Raw genomic sequence first — 14,922 nt, 5'->3', positions numbered from 1 at the left:
GGGAACGGGACGTGGCAAAAAGTACGCGCCAATATGTGTTTGAGGGGATGGAGCTGCTGCCGTCGGCGCTGATCCCCTTCGTCGAAAAGAGGCTGGAGACCTCCCTCAAGGGGCACTGGCAGGTCCAGGTTCTGGAGAAGCTGCCGAACCTGCGCCCGAACAGCAACGGCGAGGTCGGCTGGGATCAGGCCGCGCTGTTCAACGCGATGGATCGGTTCTGGGCTGAGGCGTTCAAGACCGTTCTTGGCCGTGCGGAGCGCTCGCTGGTCAACGAACTGGGCGACGTGCGCAACAAGCTGTCGCACAATGAGACTTTCACCTATGACGACGCCGAGCGCGCGCTCGATTCCATGCGTCGGCTGATGGAGGCGATCAGCGCGGGGGAAACGGCCGAGCAGCTCGGCAAGATGCGCGACACCATCCTGCGCACCAAGTTCACCGAGCTGGCGCGCAATGAGGAACGCCGGAAGACCCAGCGCCTCGAAATTTCGGTCGATACCGTGGCCGGCCTCTTGCCGTGGCGCGAGGTGGTCGAGCCGCACCAGGATGTCGCCACCGGTGAGTTCCAGCAGGCAGAGTTCGCGGCCGACCTCGCCAAGGTGCATTCGGGAAGCGCGCCGCCGGAATATCGCGATCCGCGCCAGTTCTTCAGCCGCACCTATCTGACGGAAGGGTTGAGCACGCTGCTGATCGGCGCGGCCAAGCGGCTGTCCGGCAGCGGGGGCGATCCGGTCGTCGAGCTGCAGACCAACTTCGGCGGCGGCAAGACCCACTCGATGCTGGCCCTCTATCACATGGCCGGGCCGACGCCGGTGCAGGACCTGTCGGGCCTCGATCAGTTGCTGGACAAGCTCGGCCTGACCGTGCCGAAGGCCGTCAATCGGGCGGTCCTGGTCGGCACGTCGCGAGGACCGCAGGACGTGCTCCACGCGGAAGGCGACCTGAAGATCCGCACGACCTGGGGCGAACTCGCCTGGCAGCTCGGCGGCGCAGACGCCTTCGCCATGGTGGCGGAAAATGACGCCAGCGGCATTGCGCCAGGCTCCAACCTTCTGGAGGCGCTCTTCAAGAAATATGCGCCGTGCCTGATCCTGATCGATGAATGGGTCGCCTATCTGCGCCAGATATACAAGGTCGAGGGCCTGCCGTCCGGCTCGTTCGATGCGAACCTGTCGTTCGTTCAGTCGCTGACCGAGGCGGTTAAGGCCAGCCCCGGCACGCTGCTGGTCGCCTCCTTGCCGGCGTCTCAGATCGAGGTGGGCGGCGAAGGCGGCCAGGAGGCGCTCGCGCGCCTCAAGCAGACCTTCAGCCGCGTGGAATCCTCGTGGCGGCCGGCGAGCCAGGAAGAGAGCTATGAGATCGTCCGGCGGCGGCTGTTCAAGGAAATCCCCGGCGACAAGTTCCATCATCGCGACAACACGCTGAAGCAGTTCGCCAAGCTGTACCGGGAAAACGCCAACGATTTCCCGCAAGGCTGCGCGGATGAGGATTATCGGCGCAAGCTGGAGAAGGCCTATCCGATCCATCCCGAGCTGTTCGACCAGCTCTATACGAGCTGGGGTTCGCTTGAGAAGTTCCAGCGCACGCGCGGCGTCCTGCGCCTGATGGCGCAGGCGATCCACGAACTTTGGATGAACGCAGACCCGTCAGTGATGATCATGCCGGGCAGCGTGGCGGTGAGTTCGCCGCGCGTGGAGCCGGAACTGCTCCATTATCTCGACGTGACCTGGCAGTCGATTATCGCCGGCGACGTCGATGGCACGGCCTCCACCCCGTACAAGGTCGATCAATCGGCGCCCAACCTTAACCGCTATTCGGCGACGCGCCGCGTCGCCCGCGCGATCTTCATGGGTACGGCGCCGACGCATCAGCAGCAGAACACCGGACTCGACGACAAACAGATCAATCTCGGTGTCGTGCAGCCGGGCGAGCGTCCGGCGATCTTCGGCGATGCGCTGCGCCGGCTGACCAATCAGGCCAAGTTCATGCACGCCGATCTGGGCCGCTATTGGTACTCGATGTCGGCGAGCCTTAACCGTATCGCAGCGGACAAGGCGGCGCAGATCGAGGCGGCACTGGTCGATGTGATGATCGACAGCGAACTCGGAAAATACGTGAACGGGCTTGCCGATCGCGGGCATTTCGACGCGGTTCAGGTCGCGCCGGCCTCGTCAGCCGAAGTCCCCGATGAGGCGGGCGGCGTGCGTGTCGTTGTGCTGGGGGTCCAGCATTCGCATAACGGGCGCGACGGTTCGGACGCGCTGGTCGAGGCGAAGGACATCCTCACTCAGCGCGGCAGCACGCCGCGCGTCTACCGCAACATGCTGGTGTTCATCGCTGCGGAGGCCCGCCAGCTCGATCATCTGAAAGACGCCGTGCGCGCGTCCCTGGCGTGGGGCGAGATCGTGCGCGACACCGAGCGGCTGAACCTCACCCAGAGCGACAGTGCGCTGGCCAAGGCGAAGCTGGTCGAGGCGAACGAGACGATGAAGACGCGCCTGAAAGAGGCGTGGTGCTATCTGCACTATCCCGCCCAGGAAAGCGCACAGGCGGATTGGGAATGGGTGTCGGGCAAGATTCCGGCGCAGGACGGGCTGCTGGCCCGGGCGAGCAAGAAGCTGGTGGCCGAGGAGGGCCTGCTGACGGAATTGGGGCCGTCGCGCCTCGACCGAGACCTGCAGAAATACATCTGGAACGACAAGCCGCATTTGTCGCTCAAGGACCTGCGGGAATATCTCAACCGCTACATCTACCTGCCGCGTCTCAAGGGCCAGGACGTACTGGTCAAGGCGGTGCAGGCGGCGGTGAGTGGCATGCTGCCCGGTCCGTTCGCCTATGCCGAGCGATGGGAGGAGGGGGCCGGCACCTATCTGGGGCTGGCGATCGAGCGGGCGGCCAGCGCCGCGGTCGTGATCGACAGCGACAGCGTCATCGTGACACCGGAGGTGGCCGAAGCCCACCGCCCGGCGCCGGTGCAGCCTGGATCGGGCGACACAGCCTCGGGGCCGGGTGGTGGCACGCCGGGGCCCGATGGGCCGCCAATGGACGACGCGCCGACCACGCCTGCGCCGGAAAAGAAGCCGACGCGGTTTTCCGGCACCGTGATGATCTCGCCGGATCGTCCGGCCCGGGACATCCACCAGATTGTAGAGGCGATCGTCGAACAGCTCACCACGCTTCCGGGCAGTCAGGTGAAACTCAGGCTCGAGATCGAGGCGGAAGTGCCTGAAGGACTCGAGCGCTCCAAGGTGCGAACCTTGGTCGAGAACGCCAATACGCTCGGCTTCATCGAAAAGTCGCTGGAATAGCCGATGGGCGCAACTTGGGGTAGCCTTACACGTCGGCACAATCGCATGTGCCGACAAATCCTACTTTCTCCCGGCCGGTCCCGCCATCGACCGGGCCAAGCTTAATAACCGCCGACATGCTGGATTGTCGTTTTGCGCGGACCAGACCATGCTGAACGGCAGCACCTCACCGGCAAGCTTCCGATAAACGACCCCCGGAAACTGCGCGACGGTCGTCGCTTCACTCGTCAGAGTGAGGCCCCGACCGAGAGCGACCAGAGATAGGATATTGTCGCGGCCGACCTGCTGAGACTGAATATCGAGGTGGCGGCCGAGACCAGCAAGGTGAGCGACCAAATAGTCGTGGATCTCTTGTCCCGGCGCGACATCGCTCACGATGAACCGCTCGGAAGCCAAATCGGCCCATCCAAGTTCGGGCTTGCCCGCCAAAGGATGTTCATCAGGCAGCACCACGTAAACCTTTTCGCACCACATATGCTCCGTCTCGCATCCGTCCCATGCTGTCGTTCCCGTGATGAATGCGACGTCCAGATAAAGCTTGCGGACAGCGGCGACATGCTCGGGCGAATTTCCATCAATAATGTCGACCTGCACCTTCGGATGGCGTGACCCAAAATCTCGAAGCAAATCGAACAGAAAACCGGATGCGAGGGACGAGAATATCCCGACCTTGATCAGCCCTTGCTCCGCCCGGCCAACCGCTGCCACCTTTGTCACCCCGATATCGATCTGGCGAAGAGCATGGCGAGCGTTGCGCAGGAATTCCCGCCCGGCAACGGTCAACCGCACCCCGCCAGCATTTCGCATAAAAAGCGACGCCCCGAGTTCATCTTCGAGATCACGGATTCGTCGGCTGATGGAGGATTCCTGCACCGAAAGCGCGGCAGCAGCCTTGCGAAAACTCCCATAATCGACGGCGGCAACAAAATATCGCAACTGGTTCAGCCGGACCGCAGATGTGCCAGGTTTCCCCTCAACGACCTTCGTGAGGCTATCATCAGGCGAGGTCTGATTGTTCCCGATCACAGCCATGGTGCATCATCCGAAACAGCGTTCGGTTTCTGACGGGCACCCCGCCATCATCAACGCGAAAATCGATCTATGTGCGTTCATCGGCTCTCCGCACATCCTCAAACTAAACGACGTTCAGTTACCGAATGCTGCTTCTTGACTTCCGGCCCGTCAACGAAAAAAGTAAATGTCGTTTAGTTTTCACGACAAGTTGCAACAGGCATCGGAATGGCCCGTCCCCGGAAAGAGCAAGAACTTGATATTGCTCGTCGTACAATCGACGCAACGATCCGGCTGCTGTCGGAGCGTGGCGACCTCGACGTACCGCTGACTGCGGTCGCGCATGCCATCGGATGCACAGCGCCAGCGCTTTACGGCCATTTCCGCAACAAAAGCGCCTTATTGCGCGCCGTTCGGGACGAAGGTTTCAACCAGCTCTACAGAGAAAAGCTGGCCGTCTTCCAGCAGATGCGCGGCAATCCATTCGGCTATTTGCGTGATGGCAGCTATGCCTATGTCCGCTTTGCCCTGGAAAACCCCACGCTGTACCGGCTGATGTTCACACCGCCGCCACGGCTCGGAGTCAGCGATGATCCATGGTCGGGCGAAGCTGGAAGACAGATACTAAATCTATTGCTGACGGGACTTCGCTGCTCTCAGGGCCAAGGCTTTTTGCCCGGCATGGATCTGAGGCGCTACAGCTTCATGTTCTGGTCAACGGTACACGGCGCGGTGAGCCTCACCCTTCAGAACCGGGAAATGGACCAGTCCGCCAAATGGGATGCGACACGAAAGGCCGTCGATACGTTGATGGAAATCATCGCCGCGACGCGCCATGACTCGCGCGGCACCTCATGAGCGAGATCTTCTGGCGCTGGCAAAGCCCCGATCTGTCGCAATGAACCGTTCCAGCATCGGCACAATCAGCCTGACAGGATCGGCAGCGGGCTGGCCGGTTTCGCGAGCCAGCACTTCGGCATAGGCGGCAAGATCGCGGTGCAGCGGCCCCGGCAGTTCCACCGTCACCTTCACGGGCTTGTCTTCGATGAGGGGGCCGAGTTTCAGCTTCGTCATGGTCAGTTCCTGTAAGGTTCGAGTACGAGATCGCGGGTAACGATGACCCTGACCGGGTAGCCCGGCCGGATCGTCAGGGTCGGCGCGACCTGCAACTGGCGCTGGACGATCTGTTGCCCGGCCTGATTGATGGTATCCTGCGCTCCGTCGCGGATGGCGCGGATCAGGCGATCCTCGTCGTCGGTCGCCAGTTCCGTGCCGATGCCGAGCAGCGTGGACAGCCCCGCCGCTTTCATCAGATCCCACCAGTGGTAATCAACGCCATCTTCCAGCCCGGCATTGCCGGAAGCGTCCGCACCGGGCTGGCGCTCCAGCACGATGGAGCGGCCGTTGGGCAGGATCAGGCGGTTCCAGACCAGCAGCACGCGGCGCTGACCGAATTGCACGCCCGCATCATACTGGCCGATGATGCGGGTTCCTTGCGGGATCAGCAGCAGACTGCCGGTCGGACTGTCATAGACATTCTCCGTCACCTGCGCGGTGATCTGCCCCGGCAGATCAGAGCGGATGCCGGTAATCATCGCCGCCGGAATCACTGCCCCGGCCTGCAGGATGTAGGGCGAGGCAGGCGCCATGATCCGATCCATGGCAACGGTCTGCCGATCCACAGGACCATTGAGGAAAGCTGTGTGCCGGTCCTGCGTTTCAGGTTGGGCACCAAGGTCCGGCCCCACAAGCCCCGGAATCGTTGAGCCAGCTGTCGTCGCCACTCTTGGCCCGGACTGGAAGAACACGGTGCTAAGACGTGCGGCTTCTTCCTCGGCAAGCCGGCGCTCTTCGGCAGGATCGCGGGCAGGCGTCGCCATGGCGGGCGGCGTGACGGGCTGACCCCGGTTCTGGGCATCCAGGATCGGGCCACCGAGATCGCCCGGCAATGCCGGCCCCAGGACCGGCCCGGTATAATCCTTCGGCAGACCTGCCAGTCCATCTGCCGTGGCGCGGTTCTCGGTCGAATAGAGTTCTTCACCGTTTCCGCTCATATCGCGCGTCTGGAGCGCATAGATCAGCGCCCCGCCGATGCCGAGGAGCGCAACAGCTCCGGCACCGGCCAGCATCTTGCGCGACAGGCGCGTGACGCGCGGCGGCTCGGCACGCAGACGCATCGGCGTTGGGTTGGTGGTAGCCTCTTCACTCATGACGGTTGCTCTCCGGCTTTAGCGGGCTGGGCAGCTTGTCTTTGCTCGATGCGAACGATCCTGACCGTCTGCTGCTGCTTGCCGCTACCAAGACGCAGCTCAGCCGCTCCGAACAGCCGATCGACGATCAAGATGTTCTGGTGAACACGGGAATTGACGATCTGGGTCTCGCCCTCGGAACCGATGACGAAAATCGGTGGCATCTCTCCCTGCACGATGCCGCGCGGGAAAACGACATAGACACGGCGGCCATCATCGAAGACGGAAATCGGCCGCCATGGCGGCGTATCTCCAGTCAGGCTGTAACGATAGTTGCGTGCCGCCTCGACCGGGATGATGGGTGCTGCCGGAACGGTCTGGCGCTGACCGGCAGGCAGCGCCGGATAAGACCAGGATACGGACGGCATGTAGAGCGCCTCACGGGCGCGCAGCTCGATCATGTAGGTGCGCCGATCGGTCGTCACCACGAGATTGGTTGAGATGTCGGATCGGGATGGTTTGACGAGAATATGGACCCGGCGCGACGTACCGCTCCCGCTCTCGGTATCGCCAATGATCCAGCGGGCGGTGTCTCCCGCCGCGATTGGTCCCGCGCCGGTCAGGCTTTCGCCCGGCTCCAGCGCTACATTGGTGATCTGTCCTGGTGCTGCATAGACCTGATAGAGCGCGCCTTCCGACCAGGGATAGATCTGGATGGCGTTATAGTAACCCTCGCGGCGCGGCTCGACGCGGGCGGCGGCATTGGCGTTCTCGACGCGGCCTGCCGGTGTTCCGGCAGCAGTGCCGCCGCGTGCGACCGTCCAGGCCGGCGGCGTGTGAAGCGGCCGAGGCCGGTCATCCGTGACAGCGGTCGGCACGACGGGCAACGCCGGCACATCGGCATCATAGCTGAACTGCGGCGCTTTGTTGGTGGCGCAGCCGGCGAGCATGGTGGCCGAAAGCAACAAAGCCGCGAAGGCGGGTTTACGGAAAACCGGCAAGGCGGAATTGCGGGAAGACGCGATGGTCATTGGCTCATCTCCCGCGACCATGAAATTGCATTGACGTAGATGCCGAGCGGATTGGCGCGCAGACGCTCGGCATCGCGCGGGGTCTGGATCACGATGGTCAGGATCGCGGTCCAGCGCTCGGTCGTGGAAAGCTGCCCGTTCTCGTAATGGCGCTCGGTCCAGGCGACGCGGAAACTGTCGTTCGAGGCGCGGATGACGCTGGAAACTTCGACTGCGATCTGCTGGCGGCCGACACGGGTGAACGGATCGTTGGCGCGGGCATAGTCGTTGAGCGCGGCCGCTCCCCTATCTGTGGTGAACTCATAGGCGCGCAGCCAGTTCTGGCGCACGATGATGGCATCCGCCGGGATCGAGCGCGTCTGCTCGATGAAACGGCCAAGATGGAAGGCGATCTGCGGATCGGTCGGGCGGTAATCGGCCGTGGCTGCGGTGATGGCCTGGGCCTGGCCGAGATTATCGACCTGCACCACCCAGGGCACGACCGTCCCGCGCGCCGATTGCCAGACCAGAGCAGAGGCGAAACCGGCCGAGAGGATCAGTGAGCCGAAGGCCATGATGCGCCAGTTCTTAGCCTGCACGCGAGCCGAACCGATACGCTCGTCCCAGGCCTGGGCAGCTTTCTGATAGGGCGTCTCGGGTTCGGGCGATTTGCCGTAATGGGCCGATGGACGTTTGAAGATGTTCATGAGCGGTCACTTTCAGAAAGATTGATGGAGGAGCCGCCGCCATGGCTGTCGCCAGCGCGCACGGCATGGGCGGCCATCGACGTGCCGTGACTGAGTGTCTGCTTGCGCTGCATCTGCTTTGCCCATGCCGGAGAGCCGCCAGCCTGCGCGGCGGGCGATGGGCCAGCACTCGCGGCCTCGCTGGCACCTCCGACAGTTCCAGCCGTGGAAGAGCCACCAGTGACGCCGAAGCCGGCACGCGCTCCATCGGAAAAGCTGGACGTGACGCTTTCCGATGCCTTCGAGGCGGCGCGCTTCAGGGGCGATGCGGCAGCAGAGCCTGCGGCACGGGCAACACCGCCCAGACCGGAGGCAACACCGGCAGCGCCGGACTGGCCAAGCGAGCCGACACTGTAGGCGGCGCTCGCCGCACCTGCGGCGGCAGCACCACCACGGACAGCCGCAGCTCCACCCGACAGCGCCGCTGTCCCTCCCTTCGCGGCCATGCCTGCGGCAGCGCCGCCGGCAAGCATCATGCCGCCAGCGGCAAGGCCGGTTCCAACAGCCGCACCTGCGCCAAGCTGCGGGCCGCCAGAAACCAGACCGGACGCGATGCCAGGACCGAAGATGCCGAGGCCGAGAAGGGAAAGGGCGGCCAGCACGATCGCCATGGCGTCGTCGATGGTCGGCGTCACGCCGCCGAAGCCTGCCGTGAATTGGCTAAATAGGGTTGATCCGATGCCGATGATGACGGCCAGGACCAGCACCTTGATGCCGGAGGAAACGACATTGCCAAGAACGCGCTCGGCAATGAAGGCAGTCTTGCCGAAGAGACCAAAGGGGATCAGCACAAAACCGGCCAGCGTGGTCAGCTTGAACTCAATCAGGGTGACAAAGAGCTGCACGGCGAGAATGAAGAAGGCGAGCAGCACCAGCGCCCAGGCGAACATCAGGCAGGCGATCTGGATGAAGTTCTCGAAGAAGGACCAGTAGCCCATCATATCCGAGATGGATTCGAGCAGCGGGCGACCGGCATCGAGGCCGGTCTGCGCCACCTTGCCGGGCCGCAGTAGATCGGCGGCGGAAAAGCTGGTGCCCGAACCTTTCAGGCCAAGACCAGCGAAGCTGTCGAAGATGATCTGGGCGAGATTGTTCCAGTTGCCGATCAGGTATGCGAAGACACCGACAAAAAGCGTCTTCTTGACGAGGCGTGCGATGATGTCGTCATCCGCACCCCAGGACCAGAAGAGTGCGGCCAGCGTCACGTCGATGACGATTAGCGTGGTGGCGATGAAGGCGACCTCGCCGCCAAGCAGGCCGAAGCCGCTGTCGATATAGCTGGTGAAGACGCCCAGGAAATTGTCGATGACGCCGGTGCCGCCCATGGTTCACTGACCCCCGTTCTGATGCGGGGCGGCGGGCACCGGCGTCCGGCCGAGGAACCGGTCGCGGTTCTCGGCCCAGATGGCGAGGCAGTCGGGATCGTTCACGGCTGCCTCGCCAAGTTGCTGGCAGTGGCGCAGGCTCTGGCGCAGTGGATCGGCAGGCGCCTGAAGCGCCGGGGCCGGACGGGGCTGGGCTGGTTCGTCCTCGCGTGTCATTTCGATCACCGTCGCGGTGATGGCGATGGCCACGAATATGATCGCGCCCAGCCGCGCCAGCATCTTGCCGTCCATGTCGCGCCCCTCCTGTCCGGTCAGTTGTTGCCGTTGCCGAACATCCGGGCATTGCCAGGCTGATAGCCCGATCCCGGCGTCAGAAAGCGCTCGCGCAGGATGCGGCCCTGTTCGGCGGCGGTGGCACGCTCGGCCTCGATCAGGGCTTCGGAGCGACCATTGGCGGACATCAGCGCGATCAGGTCGGAAAGCTGCTGCGACTGGAGCGCGAGAAGCTGATTGCCCGCCTGTGTCGCCTGCAACGCGCCGGTCGCGTTCTGGCTCTGCCCGACAAGGGCGGACATTTCAGCGCGGTTGGTGTCAATATTTCCGACGACACCGGCCTGCACGCGCATGGCGTCCTGCAAGCCGCCGACCGTATTCTGCCAGCGGGACCGCGCATCGGCGACGAGCTGGGCGTCGGTCGCGGACAGCGAAACCTTGCCGTATTTCTGTTGGAACACCTGGTCGACGTTCTGCACGTCGAAGGCAATGTTCTGCGCCTGAGCCAGAAGCTGCTGCGTGCGCTGGACGTTCTGCTGCAAAGTCTGGAGCGAGGAATACGGCAGATTGGCAAGATTCTTCGCCTGATTGATGAGCATCTGCGCTTCATTCTGAAGCGAGGTGATCTGGTGGTTGATCTGCTCCAGCGTACGGGCGGCGGTTAGAAGGTTCTGGGCATAGTTGGTCGGATCATAGACGATGCGGCCGAAGCCAAAAGCGTGAGCGGGGCTTGTCAGCATGGGCGACAGTGCAACAGGCATGGCGAGCGTCAGCGCCAGCACGGATGCACTGACATATCGGGAAACGGGGATACGGATCATGGCAGGGTCTCCTTTTCTTGGCTGTCATCTGGATGGATTTGATCCGGCGCGACCGGCCGAGCAGGCTCTGTCCGTTCGACAAGATTGGTAAGGTTCGGGATCAGATCGACGGCCCATTCGACGCCGCGATCGCGCAGCCAGGCCGCGAGAAAACCGTCCTGCCCATGCTCGGCGACGAGTTCGGCGATACGGGTCTGATCGGATTTGGATGATGCGGCGCAGAGCGCGAGACCGACTTCGCTGAGGCCAAGCTCGAACAGGCGATTGCCGCGCCGCGATTGGCAGTAGTAGTCCCGCTTGGGCGTGGCCCGCGCGAGGATCTCGATTTGCCGGTCATTGAGGCCGAAGCGGCGGTAGATTGCCGTGATCTGCGGCTCGATGGCGCGTTCATTCGGGAGAAGCAGCCGCGTCGGGCAGCTTTCGATGATGGCGGGCGCGATATTGCTGCCGTCAATGTCCGAGAGCGACTGCGTGGCGAAGATGACGGAAGCGTTCTTCTTCCTGAGTGTCTTCAGCCATTCGCGGAGCTGATTGGCGAACCCCTCATCATCGAGCGCCAGCCAGCCTTCGTCGATGATGAGCAGGGTTGGCCGACCGTCGAGCCGGTCGCCGATCCGATGAAACAGATAGGACAGGACGGCAGGCGCAGCCCCAGTGCCGACCAGCCCCTCGATCTCGAAGGCCTGTACATCGGCTGATCCGAGATGTTCGGCCTCGGCGTCGAGCAACCGGCCATAGGCGCCGCCAATGCAGTATGGGCGCAACGCCTGTTTCAGATCGTTGGATTGCAGCAGCACGGCAAGGCCGGTGATGGTCCGTTCCCCCGCCGGGGCGGATGCCAGCGATGTCAGTGCCGTCCAGATGTGCTCCTTCACCTCCGGCGTGATGGTCATGCCTTCACGCATCAGGATCGCGGCGATCCAGTCAGCGGCCCATGACCGCTCATAGGCATCATCGATCTGCGCCAGCGGTTGCAGGGAAACGGAAACCTCCGATCCCTCGGTCAACCCACCGCCGAGATCATGCCAGTCGCCCCCCATGGCGAGCGCGGATGCCCGGATCGATCCCCCGAAATCGAAAGCGAAAATCTGGCTGCGATCATAGCGGCGAAATTGCAACGCCATCAGCGCCAGCAGCACGGACTTGCCCGCGCCGGTCGGGCCGACGACGAGGGTATGGCCCACGTCGCCGACATGAAGGGAAAGCCGGAACGGAGTCGAACCTTCGGTCTTGCCGTACAGCAAGGGGGGCGCTCCGAGATGTTCGTTCCGTTCCGGCCCCGCCCACACGGCCGATAGAGGGATCATGTGGGCGAGGTTGAGCGTCGAGATCGGCGGCTGCCGGACATTGGCGTAGGCATGTCCGGGGATCGAGCCTAGCCAGGCATCGACGGCATTGACAGTTTCCGGCATGGCCGTGAAGTCACGGCCCTGAATGATCTTCTCGACCAGACGCAGCTTCTCGTCGGCGATACGGGGGTCGGCGTCCCAGACGGTGACGGTTGCTGTGACATAGGCCATGCCGGCGACGTCAGCGCCCAGTTCCTGCAAGGCCATGTCGGCATCGAGCGCCTTGTTGGACGCATCGGTGTCCACCAGCGCCGATTGCTCGTTGGTCATCACCTCCTTGAGGATCGCGGCGATGGATTTTCTCTTGGCGAACCATTGACGGCGGATTTTGGTGAGGAGTTTCGTCGCGTCCGTCTTGTCCATCAGGATGGCGCGGGTGGACCAGCGATACGGGAACGCGAGCCGGTTCATCTCGTCGAGCAGGCCGGGCGTGGTCGCTGTCGGAAAGCCGATAATGGTCAGGACGCGCAGATGCTTGTCACCAAGGCGCGGTTCCAGACCGCCAGTCAGCGGCTGATCGGCCAGCAGCGCATCGAGGTGCATGGGCACTTCGGGTACGCGGACACGATGGCGGTTCGTGGAAATCGTGGAATGGAGATAGGTCAGCGTGCCCGCGTCATCGATCCAGTGGCATTCGGGCATGAAGCCGTCGAGCAGCGCCAGCACGCGGTCGGTGCGGTCGATGAAGCCGCGCATCAGCTCCCATGGATTGACGCCGGATTGCTCACGGCCCTCGTAGAGCCAGGTCTCGGCGCGAGCTGCATCTTCGGCGGGTGGCAGCCAGAGGAAGGTCAGGAAGTAACCTGACACGAAATGCGTGCCCGCTTCCTCAAAGGCAGCCTTGCGCTCGGCATCGACCAGAGCGGAAGCCGGATCAGGAAATTGGCTGCCGGGATAGATCGCGGCTTCGCTTCGTTGAGCCTCAACAAAGATCGACCAGCCGGAGCCGAGGCGGCGCACGGCGTTGTTGATGCGCCCGGCGACCGCGACCAGCTCGGCGGCGACAGCGGAATCCAGATCCGGCCCGCGAAACTTCGCTGTCCTCTGGAAACTGCCGTCCTTGTTCAGCACGACGCCCGAGCCAACGAGCGCGGCCCAGGGCAGGAAATCCGCGAGGCGGGTGGCGGTACGGCGATATTCGGTGAGGTTCATCATGGGCGCGCCTTCACACCGACAGATGACCGGGGATGCGCAGATGCCTGCGGCCCACCTCGACAAAAAGCGGATCGCGTTTGGCAGCCCATACCGCGAGGAAATGTCCGACCGCCCAGATGGCGATGCCAACCAGCCAGAGACGAAGGCCGAGGCCGACGGCGCCGGCCAGCGTGCCGTTGACGATGGCAATCGAACGCGGTGCGCCGCCGAGCAGGATATGCTCGGTCAGCGCCCGGTGAACCGGGATGGAGAAGCCCGGCACCGCATCGAGCTGTTCAAACCCGCCCGCCATCAGATGAGCGCCCCGCCGCCGAACGAGAAGAACGACAGGAAGAAGCTCGACGCAGCGAAGGCGATGGACAGGCCGAAGACGATCTGGATCAGGCGGCGGAAGCCGCCGGAGGTATCGCCAAAGGCCAACGCCAGGCCGGTGGCGATGATGACGATGACGGCGATGATCTTGGCGACAGGACCTTCTATCGACTGGAGGATCGACTGAAGCGGGGCCTCCCAGGGCATGGAGGAGCCGGAGGCGTGTGCGGCAGGCGCCAGCATCAGACTGATGGAAACAGTGGCAGCGGCGGTTGCCATGATGCGGCAGCCGCGTGAAATCGTGCGGATCATGAAGGGTTTCCTTTCGGGGTGGTTGCCAAAGTAATGGGATGCGTGATGGCGTAGTCGCCGTCCGCTCCCAGCCCATCGACGCGGGCGAGTTCGACCAGGCGGCGGGACGATCCACGTCCGGCAAGAACGGCGACAAGGTCGATGGTCTCGGCGATCAGGGCGCGCGGGACGGTGACGACGGCTTCCTGGATGAGCTGCTCGAGGCGTCGCAGCGCGCCAATGCCGGAACCGGCATGGATGGTGCCGATCCCGCCCGGATGGCCGGTGCCCCAGGCTTTAAGGAGGTCGAGAGCTTCGGACCCGCGCACCTCGCCGACCGGGATGCGATCCGGGCGCAGGCGTAGCGACGAACGCACCAGATCGGAGAGCGTCGCCACGCCATCTTTGGTGCGCATCGCGACCAGATTGGGCGCGGCGCATTGCAGTTCGCGCGTGTCTTCAATGATCACGACGCGATCCGAAGTCTTGGCGACTTCTGCCAGCAGCGCGTTGGTCAGCGTGGTCTTGCCAGTGGAGGTGCCGCCCGCGACGAGGATATTGGCCCGCGTGGCGACGTTCAGGCGCAACACCTCGGCCTGATGGCTGGTCATGATCCCGGCGTTTACATAGTCGTCGAGCGTGAACACCGCGACGGCGGGCTTGCGGATGGCAAAGGTCGGCGCCGTGACGACAGGCGGCAGCAACCCTTCGAAGCGCTCTCCGGTCTCAGGCAGTTCGGCCGATACACGCGGACTTCGGGTATGAACTTCGACGCCAACATGATGGGCGACCAGCCTGACGATCCGCTCGCCATCAGCCGCAGACAGCCTCTCTCCCGTATCGGCCAGACCTTCGGAGAGCCGATCCACCCAGATGCGGCCATCGGGATTCAGCATCACCTCGACCACACCGGGATCTTCCAGAAACCGGGCAATCGATGCCCCGAGCGCGGTGCGCAGCATCCGCGCACCACGCGCAATCGTCTCGGGTTTCTGATGTGATGCGGTCATGGCGGCCCCGTTCATGGCGGGACGCGCAAAAGACGGACCCCGGATTGGGGTCGATTAAAAGAACCTGATTTAGGGCCGTTTCAACAGATGTTTGTGCGCGTGCGGGCATCGGCGGCTGACGG

General features: G+C 63.5%; 14 protein-coding genes. 2 read left to right on the top strand and 12 right to left on the bottom strand.

The window, feature by feature from the left end:
- The first annotated feature begins 11 nt into the window (after positions 1-11).
- Complete coding sequence (locus tag RHIZ70P_RS09760; protein WP_106754608.1) at positions 12-3,308, top strand: DUF499 domain-containing protein; 3,297 nt, start codon at positions 12-14, stop codon at positions 3,306-3,308.
- 60 nt (positions 3,309-3,368) lie between these two features.
- Here RHIZ70P_RS09760 and RHIZ70P_RS09755 read toward each other — a convergent pair whose 3' ends face one another.
- A complete protein-coding gene (locus RHIZ70P_RS09755) occupies positions 3,369-4,340 on the bottom strand; it encodes a LysR family transcriptional regulator (protein WP_038148823.1) in 972 nt (323 codons plus the stop codon).
- A 207-nt stretch (positions 4,341-4,547) separates the two neighbouring features.
- Here RHIZ70P_RS09755 and RHIZ70P_RS09750 point away from each other — a divergent pair, with 207 nt between their 5' ends.
- On the top strand, positions 4,548-5,177 hold the full coding sequence (locus RHIZ70P_RS09750; protein WP_038148824.1) for a TetR/AcrR family transcriptional regulator: 630 nt from the start codon (positions 4,548-4,550) through the stop codon (positions 5,175-5,177).
- Here the strand turns inward: RHIZ70P_RS09750 and RHIZ70P_RS09745 are convergent.
- Genes RHIZ70P_RS09745 through trbB form a run of 11 tightly spaced genes read right to left on the bottom strand, consistent with a single transcriptional unit; the run spans position 5,172 to position 14,800 of the window.
- Entirely contained in the window at positions 5,172-5,393 is a 222-nt protein-coding gene (locus tag RHIZ70P_RS09745; protein WP_038148826.1) for a DUF2274 domain-containing protein, read from the bottom strand. The two genes, RHIZ70P_RS09750 and RHIZ70P_RS09745, sit on opposite strands and share 6 nt — an antisense overlap.
- A gap of 2 nt (positions 5,394-5,395) precedes the next feature.
- A complete protein-coding gene (locus RHIZ70P_RS09740; RefSeq protein ID WP_038148828.1) occupies positions 5,396-6,529 on the bottom strand; it encodes a TrbI/VirB10 family protein in 1,134 nt (377 codons plus the stop codon).
- Positions 6,526-7,539, bottom strand: a complete 1,014-nt coding sequence (trbG, locus tag RHIZ70P_RS09735; RefSeq protein ID WP_038148831.1) for a P-type conjugative transfer protein TrbG — start codon at positions 7,537-7,539, stop codon at positions 6,526-6,528. The genes RHIZ70P_RS09740 and trbG overlap by 4 nt, the downstream gene beginning before the upstream one ends.
- Positions 7,536-8,225: a conjugal transfer protein TrbF gene (gene trbF / locus RHIZ70P_RS09730; protein ID WP_038148833.1), complete on the bottom strand. Its 690-nt coding sequence runs from the start codon at positions 8,223-8,225 to the stop codon at positions 7,536-7,538. The genes trbG and trbF overlap by 4 nt, the downstream gene beginning before the upstream one ends.
- A complete protein-coding gene (gene trbL, locus RHIZ70P_RS09725) occupies positions 8,222-9,589 on the bottom strand; it encodes a P-type conjugative transfer protein TrbL (RefSeq protein ID WP_038148834.1) in 1,368 nt (455 codons plus the stop codon). Before trbL ends, trbF begins: the two co-directional genes overlap by 4 nt.
- A 3-nt stretch (positions 9,590-9,592) precedes the next feature.
- Positions 9,593-9,880 (bottom strand): putative entry exclusion protein TrbK-alt, encoded by a 288-nt coding sequence (trbK-alt, locus tag RHIZ70P_RS09720; protein ID WP_038148836.1) that lies wholly within the window; start codon positions 9,878-9,880, stop codon positions 9,593-9,595.
- A gap of 20 nt (positions 9,881-9,900) precedes the next feature.
- Complete coding sequence (gene trbJ / locus RHIZ70P_RS09715; RefSeq protein WP_038148837.1) at positions 9,901-10,683, bottom strand: P-type conjugative transfer protein TrbJ; 783 nt, start codon at positions 10,681-10,683, stop codon at positions 9,901-9,903.
- The gene (gene trbE, locus RHIZ70P_RS09710) at positions 10,680-13,187 is read right to left on the bottom strand and encodes a conjugal transfer protein TrbE (protein WP_038148840.1); all 2,508 of its coding nucleotides are present in this window, start codon (positions 13,185-13,187) and stop codon (positions 10,680-10,682) included. The genes trbJ and trbE overlap by 4 nt, the downstream gene beginning before the upstream one ends.
- A gap of 10 nt (positions 13,188-13,197) precedes the next feature.
- The gene (locus RHIZ70P_RS09705; protein ID WP_009450537.1) at positions 13,198-13,479 is read right to left on the bottom strand and encodes a VirB3 family type IV secretion system protein; all 282 of its coding nucleotides are present in this window, start codon (positions 13,477-13,479) and stop codon (positions 13,198-13,200) included.
- Complete coding sequence (locus RHIZ70P_RS09700; RefSeq protein ID WP_009450539.1) at positions 13,479-13,811, bottom strand: TrbC/VirB2 family protein; 333 nt, start codon at positions 13,809-13,811, stop codon at positions 13,479-13,481. Before RHIZ70P_RS09700 ends, RHIZ70P_RS09705 begins: the two co-directional genes overlap by 1 nt.
- On the bottom strand, positions 13,808-14,800 hold the full coding sequence (gene trbB, locus RHIZ70P_RS09695) for a P-type conjugative transfer ATPase TrbB (RefSeq protein WP_038148842.1): 993 nt from the start codon (positions 14,798-14,800) through the stop codon (positions 13,808-13,810). Before trbB ends, RHIZ70P_RS09700 begins: the two co-directional genes overlap by 4 nt.
- Between the last annotated feature and the right edge of the window lie 122 nt (positions 14,801-14,922).

It is taken from the genome of Paenirhizobium selenitireducens ATCC BAA-1503 (assembly GCF_900492185.1).
GTDB classification, from domain to species: Bacteria; Pseudomonadota; Alphaproteobacteria; order Rhizobiales; family Rhizobiaceae; genus Allorhizobium; species Allorhizobium selenitireducens_A.
Note: the sequence above shows the minus strand (reverse complement) of the source record. Positions and strands in the feature narration are given on the sequence as shown.

Coding starts and splice junctions, on each gene's coding strand:
- trbL (WP_038148834.1), bottom strand. CDS start 9,589: ATGGGCGGCACCGGCGTCATCGACAATTTCCTGGGCGTCTTCACCAGC.
- trbJ (WP_038148837.1), bottom strand. CDS start 10,683: ATGATCCGTATCCCCGTTTCCCGATATGTCAGTGCATCCGTGCTGGCG.
- RHIZ70P_RS09750 (WP_038148824.1), top strand. CDS start 4,548: ATGGCCCGTCCCCGGAAAGAGCAAGAACTTGATATTGCTCGTCGTACA.
- trbF (WP_038148833.1), bottom strand. CDS start 8,225: ATGAACATCTTCAAACGTCCATCGGCCCATTACGGCAAATCGCCCGAA.
- RHIZ70P_RS09745 (WP_038148826.1), bottom strand. CDS start 5,393: ATGACGAAGCTGAAACTCGGCCCCCTCATCGAAGACAAGCCCGTGAAG.
- RHIZ70P_RS09755 (WP_038148823.1), bottom strand. CDS start 4,340: ATGGCTGTGATCGGGAACAATCAGACCTCGCCTGATGATAGCCTCACG.
- RHIZ70P_RS09740 (WP_038148828.1), bottom strand. CDS start 6,529: ATGAGTGAAGAGGCTACCACCAACCCAACGCCGATGCGTCTGCGTGCC.
- RHIZ70P_RS09705 (WP_009450537.1), bottom strand. CDS start 13,479: ATGGCGGGCGGGTTTGAACAGCTCGATGCGGTGCCGGGCTTCTCCATC.
- trbG (WP_038148831.1), bottom strand. CDS start 7,539: ATGACCATCGCGTCTTCCCGCAATTCCGCCTTGCCGGTTTTCCGTAAA.
- trbE (WP_038148840.1), bottom strand. CDS start 13,187: ATGATGAACCTCACCGAATATCGCCGTACCGCCACCCGCCTCGCGGAT.
- trbB (WP_038148842.1), bottom strand. CDS start 14,800: ATGACCGCATCACATCAGAAACCCGAGACGATTGCGCGTGGTGCGCGG.
- RHIZ70P_RS09700 (WP_009450539.1), bottom strand. CDS start 13,811: ATGATCCGCACGATTTCACGCGGCTGCCGCATCATGGCAACCGCCGCT.
- trbK-alt (WP_038148836.1), bottom strand. CDS start 9,880: ATGGACGGCAAGATGCTGGCGCGGCTGGGCGCGATCATATTCGTGGCC.